The following is a 7788-nucleotide window of genomic DNA, read 5'->3' as shown; positions in this document are numbered from 1 at the left end:
CGTAATCCCCGGTGGATCGGCGCACGGCGTCGGATGCGGTGCATCGCAAGGCGGAGGGGCGCCCCCATACTGGGCGTATTCGGGCGTTCCGACAACGCGGCGAGGTGCCGTGGCCGGCGTCGTGCGCCCGCCGGGGATTACGGGACAGCCCTTAGTCGACGGGCCAGGCGTCGGCGAGCATCTGGCGGGTGTCCGCCAGGAGTTGGGGCAGCACCTTGGTGTGTCCCACGACCGGCATGAAGTTCGTGTCCCCGCCCCAGCGGGGCACGATGTGCTGGTGCAGGTGCGCGGCGATGCCGGCGCCGGCGGCCGCGCCCTGGTTCATGCCGATGTTGAATCCGTGCGCGCCGGAGGCCTTGCGGAGCGCGATCATCGCCCGCTTGGTGAGGTCGGCGAGCTCGGCCGTCTCCGGCCCGTCCAGCTCGGTGTAGTCGGCGACGTGCCGGTACGGGACGACCATCAGGTGACCGCCGTTGTACGGGTAGAGGTTCAGCACCGCGTACACGTGCCGGCCCCGCGCGACGATGAGGCCGTCCTGGTCGGACATCTCCGGAATTCCGCAGAAGGGACAGCCGTCCCCGGCCTCCGGGCCGGTCGGCTTGTTCTCCCCCTGGATGTAGGCCATCCGGTGGGGCGTCCACAGACGCTGGAACGCGTCCTGCGTGCCCACACCGATCTGCTGCTCCGGCTGAGTCGTCATGGCGGCAAGCATATGACCTTGGCCTGGCGTACGAGGAAGGCCCCCGGAAAGTGATCACTTTCCGGGGGCCTCCGCGTGCGGGACCGGGCGATCAGACCTGGACGCGGTCCGCGACGACCTTGGCCAGCTTGGCCAGCGCCTCGTCCTTGGCGATGCCGTTCTCCTGGGAACCGTCGCGGTAGCGGAAGGAGACGGTGCCCGCGGCCATGTCCTCGTCACCGACGATGATCATGAAGGGGACCTTGAGCTTCTGGTGGTTGCGGATCTTCTTCTGCATGCGGTCGGAGGAGGCGTCCACCTCGACCCGCAGGCCCTGCTTCTTCGCCGCCGCGGCGAACTCCTGCAGGTACTCGACGTGCCCGTCGCCGATCGGGATGCCGACCGCCTGGACCGGGGCCAGCCACGGCGGCATGGCGCCCGCGTAGTGCTCCAGCAGGACGGCGAAGAACCGTTCGATCGAGCCGAACAGCGCACGGTGGATCATGACCGGCCGCTGGCGCGAGCCGTCCGGCGCCGTGTACTCCAGGTTGAAGCGCTCGGGAAGATTGAAGTCGAGCTGGACGGTCGACATCTGCCAGGTACGGCCGATGGCGTCCTTGCACTGCACCGAGATCTTCGGACCGTAGAAGGCGGCGCCGCCCGGGTCCGGGACCAGCGGGAGACCCTGCTTCTCGGCGACCTGCGCGAGGACCCCGGTCGCCTCCTCCCAGGCCTCGTCCGAGCCGACGAACTTCTCCGGGTCCTTGGTGGACAGCTCCAGGTAGAAGTCGGTCAGACCGTAGTCGCGCAGGAGGTTGAGCACGAAGGTGAGGGTCGTGTCGAGCTCCTCCGCCATCTGCTCACGGGTGCAGTAGATGTGCGCGTCGTCCTGGGTGAAGCCGCGGGCGCGGGTCAGGCCGTGGACGACACCCGACTTCTCGTACCGGTACACGGTGCCGAACTCGAACAGGCGCAGCGGCAGTTCGCGGTAGGAGCGGCCGCGCGCGTCGAAGATCAGGTTGTGCATCGGGCAGTTCATGGGCTTGAGGTAGTAGTCGGTACCACCGTCGAGCTGCATGGGGGGGTACATGCCCTCCGCGTACCAGTCCAGGTGGCCGCTCTTCTCGAAGAGGGCGCCCTTGGTGGCGTGCGGGGAGTAGACGAACTCGTAGCCCTCCTCCTCGTGCCGCTTGCGCGAGTAGTCCTCCATGACCCGGCGGATGATGCCGCCGCGCGGGTGGAAGACGGCGAGGCCGGAGCCGATCTCGTCCGGGATGGAGAAGAGGTCGAGCTCGTTGCCGAGCTTGCGGTGGTCGCGCTTCTCGGCCTCGGCGAGGAAGTCGAGGTGGGCCTTCAGCTCCTCCTTCGACGGCCACGCGGTGCCGTAGATGCGCTGGAGCATCGGGTTCTTCTCGCTGCCGCGCCAGTAGGCGGCGGCGTTGCGCATGAGCTTGAACGCCGGGATGTTCCGGGTGGTGGGCAGGTGGGGACCGCGGCAGAGGTCCTTCCAGCACAGGTCGCCGGTCTTCGCGTCCAGGTTGTCGTAGATGGTCAGCTCGCCGCCGCCCACCTCGACGTTCGCGCCGTCGTCGGTGGACGCGGAGCCCTTGATGCCGATGAGCTCCAGCTTGTACGGCTCGTCGGCGAGCTCCTCGCGGGCCGCCTCGTCGGTGACCACACGGCGGGAGAACTTCTGGCCCCGCTTCTGGATCTCCTGCATCTTCTTCTCGATGGCCTTGAGGTCATCGGGGGTGAAGGGGCGGGCGACGTCGAAGTCGTAATAGAAGCCGTTCTGGACCGGCGGACCGATGCCCAGCTTGGCCTCGGGGAAGAGCTCCTGCACGGCCTGCGCCATGACGTGCGCGGTGGAGTGGCGCAGGATGTTGAGGCCGTCCTCGGAGGAGATCTCCACCGGTTCGACGGTCTCGCCGTCCTGCACCTCGTACGCGAGGTCCTTGAGCTCGCCCGCGATGCGCGCGGCGACGATGGTGCGCTCGCCGGCGAAGAGCTCCGCCGCCGTAGTGCCCGTGGCCACCACGCGCTCGTCCCGCTCGGAATCGCGTTGGATGATCACACGGACGTCTGACACCGGTCTCTCCTGACTCAGGGGGTGCGCGGGCGAACGCCGCGCGCCTGAATCGTACCGAGCGGAGTGGCTACGCCGCTAAACGGTTACCGCCCGGCCCGCGCCGGCCCGCCGGACCGGACGCGGACGGGCCGTGTGGCGCAGCGCCGGAGCCGGGTTCACGCCGCCCCACCACCGCCTGCCGGCGCCGCCCCGGCCGGAAGGACCCCGGTAGCGTGGTCCGCATGCCGCAGATATGTCCCCTGGACCTGACCGACGATGCCGTCGCGGCGGCCGTGCACCGGATCGGGCGGGCCGCCTACGGGGTGGAGGCTGAGCTGATCGGCTTCGACGGCATCCCGGCGCTGGGCGAGAGCCTGGCCGAGATGAGGGCCCGGCCTCTGAACTGGCTCGGCGCCTTGTCGGGAGACGGCTCGCTCGACGGCTTCCTCGCGTGGGAGGAGGAGGCCGGCGGCGGCGTCCGCGTCGACCGGCTGTGTGTGGACCCGGGGCGGTTCCGGCAGGGTGTCGCCTCACGGTTGTTGCGCCATACCTTGACGGAGCTGTTCCCGGGCCGCCCGGTCGAGGTCACCACGGGCGCGGCGAACGCCCCCGCGGTGGCCTTGTACGAACGCCTGGGCTTCACCCGCGGCCCCGACTTCTCCCCCGTCCCGGGGCTGACCATGGCCTCCTTCGGCCGGGCGGCCGGAGGCACCTCGCGGGATGGTGGAAGGGGATCTTCCGACCGTACGGCGTGAGGAGACGCCCATGAGAACCGGCGGAAGGGCGGCAGTCCTGACGGCGGCAGTCCTGACGGCCGCGACCGCGATACCGGCGGGCGGCCTGCCGGCCGGCGCGGCCCCGGTCGCCGCGGCGGCGCCGACGGCCGCGTGCACCGGCGACCAGCTCTCGGCCACCGACGCGGAGCGGGCCGACTCCACACGCGTCCGGTTCACGGTGGTCAACGACGGCCCGGCCTGTCAGCTGCGGGGCTTCCCGACGGTGGCCCTCGCGGGCCAGGGCTCCCCGGACCGGAACAAGGCGCTGCGCGTGATCCCCCGGGGCCAGGCCCGACCGGTGCTGCTGGCCGAAGGCGGGAGCGCCTCGACGGTCCTGACCTTCACCCCGGTCCTCGGCGAGGCGGACGGCTACTGCGCCTCCGGCGCCGATCCGGCCGTCGCCCCCTCGCTGGTGGTGGGCGTCGCGGGCACCGGCTTCCAGGTGGCCCCCTCCGACGGCGGACAGTTCGCCCTCTGCGGCGACAGCGTCCGCGCCACCGCCTTCCGCTGACTCCGCGCGCCACCTTCCTCGTCGCCAGGGATCCGTCCATGGCTGCCATCCCCCTTGTGTAATATCCGAATTAGGATGGCAGTCATTACTCGGAGGGGTGTCCGGATGTGGGAGCTCGCGCGCTCGTGGGTCTACGGATGGACCGCCTCGCGGCGGGCACCGCAGCCGGTGGACGTGCCATGGGGACTGAGCATCCAGGTCGGGCTGCCCGCCCAGGCGGTCCGTCACGTCCTGCTCGACGCCGACGCCGAGACCGCCCGCGGGCTCGTCGGCACGATCACTGAACCGGCCACCTGGATCAAGGGCTTTCTGGAACCGGACGTCATGGCGCCATGGTTCTCGCCCGAGTGGGAGCCGACCGATCCCGGCTTCCTGATGGCCGTCGACCTGCGTCCGTCCGCCGTGCGCCCGCCTGACGGTTATTCGGTCACCACGCACACCGCCGACGATCTGATCGGCGTGCGCGTTCTGGCCGCCGACGGGAAGCCGGCCGCGCGCGGCCAGATCGGTCTGACAGGCGCCGCCTGCGTCTTCGACCAGATCGTCACCGAGAAGGCCCACCAGCGCCTCGGCCTCGGGACGGTCGTGATGGCCGCGCTCACCGACGCGGCCGTCGAGAACGGCACGGCCACCGGCATCCTGGGCGCGACCGTCCAAGGCCGAGCGCTCTACGAAACGCTCGGCTGGAAGGTCCTCGCACCGCTGACCGGCTTCATCCACAAGCCCGTCGGCCCCTGAACCGCGGCCCGGGCCCCGGAACAACGCCGCGCCCCGGAAAGCGTGTTGCATCCGCACGCCCGACAACGCCCGTACCGGGCCGCCTTCTCCACGCCGGGTGCCCAGCCGGTGGAGGCCGCCGAGTCGGAGGTGCCCATGGACGGTGCCGCCCAGCACGAGCTCCCACCGGCCGCCTGGAGCCGGGCACGCTCGGGCGGGGTGCAGATCACCCCGACAGGGCCAGGGTCCAGGGTCTAAGCCTGATCGTCGGACGGCAGTACGTCGTCGGGGTCGAAGGCCGCGTCCAGGGACTTCATCAGCCGGTCCCGCTCGACCTCGTCCATCGGTACCGGTGTCACGTCCGCCGCGTCGGACAGCCGCCGGAAACCACCCCGGCGTTGGAGGCGGCCCGTGACCCGGACCGGCAGGCCCACCAGGTGGGCGTGGCCCGCGACGCGGTACGCCTCCTCGTCGAGGGCCACCCGGACGTACGGGACCTCCGCCCCGGCCAGCACGCGCAGCCGTACGGTCCCCCCGCCCCCGGCGGCCTTGCGCCGCATCCGCACCACGGCCCCGACGAGCCGGACCGGTACGGCGGGTTCCGCGCGGGTGTAGCGGGCGGCGGCCTCCCGCAGCACGGGCAGGTCGCCCGGGGAGAACTCCACCGGCTCGGGGCGGGCCGCGCAGCCCGCCGGGGCCCCGGCCGCCGGCGCCCAGGCCAGTGCGATGCGGGCGCCCTCGGAACCCCGGACCAACGCGATGAGCGCCTCGGCGAGTTCCCGGCTGACCCCGGCGGCCACCGCCGCGTCGAAGGCCTCCATGCCGCCGGTGGCCCGCTGGTAGTCCACCGCCTCCCGGGCCGCGTGCAAGGCGTGGTGCAGCCGGGTCACGGGGCCCCGGCCCCCGTCCACGGGAACGTACGCGGTCAGTCGGCGCCCGCCCGGGGAGGGCCCCACCAGGACCCCGTCCAGGGTGCGTTCGGCCTGGGCCTGGTGCCGGGCCCCGTGATATCCGGCCCGGGCCCGGTCGGCGAGGGCCCCCGCGAGCAGGAGCCGACGGGCGGCCGAGCGCAGCTGCTCCTGCACCGGCCAGGAGGCCTCGCCCCGGTACCCGTAGGGCCCCTCCGGGATCTCCCGCTCCCAGCGGATCTCGTCGCTGGGCACGCTCAGCCCGAGGAGCACCTCCCGGGCCGACGGCAGGCCGCCGTGTGCGAGGGCGGTGAGCGCCTCCTCCAGCAGGTCCGCACAGTCGGGGAAGGTACGGCTCTCCGGGACGAGCAGGCTGGTGCCCGAGCGGCCGGGCGGGGTCCAGCGGCCGTACCGGCCGGCCGCGCCGCCGCGCCGCATCCATCCGTGCCGCTGCAGCAGTGCCCCCAGCACCTGCGGGTCGACCTGCGCGGGATCGGGACCGCCGGGGGTGTACTGCGGGGACGGGGACGGGAGCGGTTCCAGGTGCGGTGAGTGCAGGTTCATCAGGGTGTCCCTCCCGACCCGACCCGGGTCATGATCTCGCACAGCGCACGGTCGTCGAAGATCCGCGTGGTCGGAATCCGTACGGTGGTGCGGTGCCGGCCGGTCACGGGGTGTCCGGCGAGGTTGGTCCAGTAGCAGCAGTGCCTCAGGTCGAGCCGGTCGTGTCCGGCGGCGAGCCACTGGTCGCGCTCTCTCGGTACGAGCATCACAACGAGGATCTTGTGCACGGCGACGGGCGTCCGGGCCAGCTTCACCAGGTGCGCGTTGTCGAGGGTGAATCCGAAGGTGGCCCCGGCCGGGCGCGGCGGTATCTGGTAGGTCGCCTTGAGCTGCACCTTGACGGTGACCTCGTCGTCGACGACGTGTTCGGGCGCTCCGTGGGAGACGTGCCAGTCGATCCCGTTGTCGGGGAAGGGCTGGGAGAGCGAGCACCCGGCGGCGGCCGCGACGGCGTGCAGGTATCCCACCTGGAGGGTTTCCATGCAGGCGGTGGTGGCGAGCGTGCCGCGCAGGGCGTCGGTCCGCGGACCTGTCCCCTCGTGCAGCACCCCGCCCGGTTCGGGCTGTGTGAGCGCCATGGCCGGCTCCCCGATGCCTTGCGGGCTCTGCCGTGAGCGGTGCGGGGTGACGTCCGGTCATGCGTACGGTCCCCCAGGGAAGTTGTCTCCGCACCCGACCGCCCGCAAACGGCGTACGGGGCAAACAGCCCGGGTATCACCGATGCGGCGGGGGTGGTGTGTTCAGGAAGCTCCACCCGCCGTTCGGGGACGAGGAGTTCGCCATGACACGCTGGTACGAGGGGCCGCTGGCCGCATTCGACACGGAGACCACCGGGGTGGACGTCGAGCAGGACCGGATCGTGTCCGCCGCGCTCATCGTCCAGGAGTGTGCGGGCGGCCGGGTCCGCACCACGCGCTGGCTGGTCAATCCCGGCATTCCGGTGCCCCCGGGGGCCACGGAAGTGCACGGGCTGACCGACGAGCACCTGCAGCGTCACGGACGCTGGCCGGCGCCGGTGGTGGAGGAGATAGCCCGGGCGCTCGGGGAGCAGCAGGTGGCCGGCCGGCCCGTGGTGGTGATGAACGCACCGTTCGATCTGACGCTGCTGGACCGGGAGTTGCGCCGGCACCGGGCGTCCTCGCTGTCGCGGTACCTGGACAACCGGCCGCTGACGGTGCTGGACCCGCGGGTGCTGGACAAGCACCTGGACCGGTACCGCAAGGGCCGCCGGACCCTGACGGACCTGTGCGCGCACTACGGGATCGAGCTGGAGGGAGCGCACGACGCGGCGGCGGACGCGCTGGCCTCGCTGGAGCTCGTCCGGGCGGTGGGGCGGCGGTTCGCGGCCCGGCTGGAGCGGCTGACACCGGCCGAGCTGCACACGCTGCAGGCGGTGTGGCATGCGGCGCAGGCGCGGGGTCTGCAGGCGTGGTTCGCGCGTCAGGGGACACCGGAGCCGGTGGATCCGCACTGGCCGCTGCGGCCGGACCTGTCGACGGCCGCGTAGGACGGCGGAGGCCCGAAGATGCGGAAGGCCGGTCCGTCAGTGACGGACCGGCCTGTCC

Annotated in this window: 8 protein-coding genes; 4 read left to right on the top strand and 4 right to left on the bottom strand. The window is 72.0% G+C overall.

The window, feature by feature from the left end; genetic code table 11:
• Positions 1 to 151: 151 nt before the first annotated feature.
• Entirely contained in the window at positions 152 to 712 is a 561-nt protein-coding gene (locus tag ACWGIU_RS22955) for an HIT family protein (RefSeq protein ID WP_453708581.1), read from the bottom strand.
• Between the two features lie 79 nt (positions 713 to 791).
• Complete coding sequence (thrS, locus tag ACWGIU_RS22950; RefSeq protein WP_453708579.1) at positions 792 to 2768, bottom strand: threonine--tRNA ligase; 1977 nt, start codon at positions 2766 to 2768, stop codon at positions 792 to 794.
• A gap of 221 nt (positions 2769 to 2989) precedes the next feature.
• On the opposite strand from thrS, the gene ACWGIU_RS22945 reads away from it, so the two are divergent.
• The 3 genes from ACWGIU_RS22945 to ACWGIU_RS22935 all read left to right on the top strand — a co-directional run bounded on the left by ACWGIU_RS22945 (position 2990) and on the right by ACWGIU_RS22935 (position 4772).
• Positions 2990 to 3502 carry a GNAT family N-acetyltransferase gene (locus ACWGIU_RS22945; protein ID WP_453708577.1) on the top strand — a complete coding sequence of 171 codons (513 nt, stop codon included), beginning with the start codon at positions 2990 to 2992 and terminating at the stop codon, positions 3500 to 3502.
• A 10-nt stretch (positions 3503 to 3512) separates the two neighbouring features.
• On the top strand, positions 3513 to 4034 hold the full coding sequence (locus ACWGIU_RS22940; RefSeq protein ID WP_453708575.1) for a DUF4232 domain-containing protein: 522 nt from the start codon (positions 3513 to 3515) through the stop codon (positions 4032 to 4034).
• 105 nt (positions 4035 to 4139) lie between these two features.
• On the top strand, positions 4140 to 4772 hold the full coding sequence (locus ACWGIU_RS22935) for a GNAT family N-acetyltransferase (protein WP_453708573.1): 633 nt from the start codon (positions 4140 to 4142) through the stop codon (positions 4770 to 4772).
• Between the two features lie 233 nt (positions 4773 to 5005).
• Here the strand turns inward: ACWGIU_RS22935 and ACWGIU_RS22930 are convergent, their stop codons facing one another.
• Together ACWGIU_RS22930 and ACWGIU_RS22925 are read right to left on the bottom strand one after the other, a co-directional pair.
• Entirely contained in the window at positions 5006 to 6223 is a 1218-nt protein-coding gene (locus ACWGIU_RS22930; protein WP_453708571.1) for a hypothetical protein, read from the bottom strand.
• Positions 6223 to 6801, bottom strand: coding sequence for a DUF4365 domain-containing protein (locus ACWGIU_RS22925; RefSeq protein WP_453708569.1), 579 nt, complete (start codon positions 6799 to 6801; stop codon positions 6223 to 6225). The genes ACWGIU_RS22930 and ACWGIU_RS22925 overlap by 1 nt, the downstream gene beginning before the upstream one ends.
• Before the next feature lie 203 nt (positions 6802 to 7004).
• Here ACWGIU_RS22925 and ACWGIU_RS22920 point away from each other — a divergent pair, with 203 nt between their 5' ends.
• Positions 7005 to 7730 carry an exonuclease domain-containing protein gene (locus ACWGIU_RS22920; RefSeq protein WP_453708567.1) on the top strand — a complete coding sequence of 242 codons (726 nt, stop codon included), beginning with the start codon at positions 7005 to 7007 and terminating at the stop codon, positions 7728 to 7730.
• The last annotated feature ends 58 nt before the right edge of the window (positions 7731 to 7788 follow it).

The organism is Streptomyces sp. NPDC054840, assembly GCF_053611065.1.
Note: the sequence above shows the minus strand (reverse complement) of the source record. Positions and strands in the feature narration are given on the sequence as shown.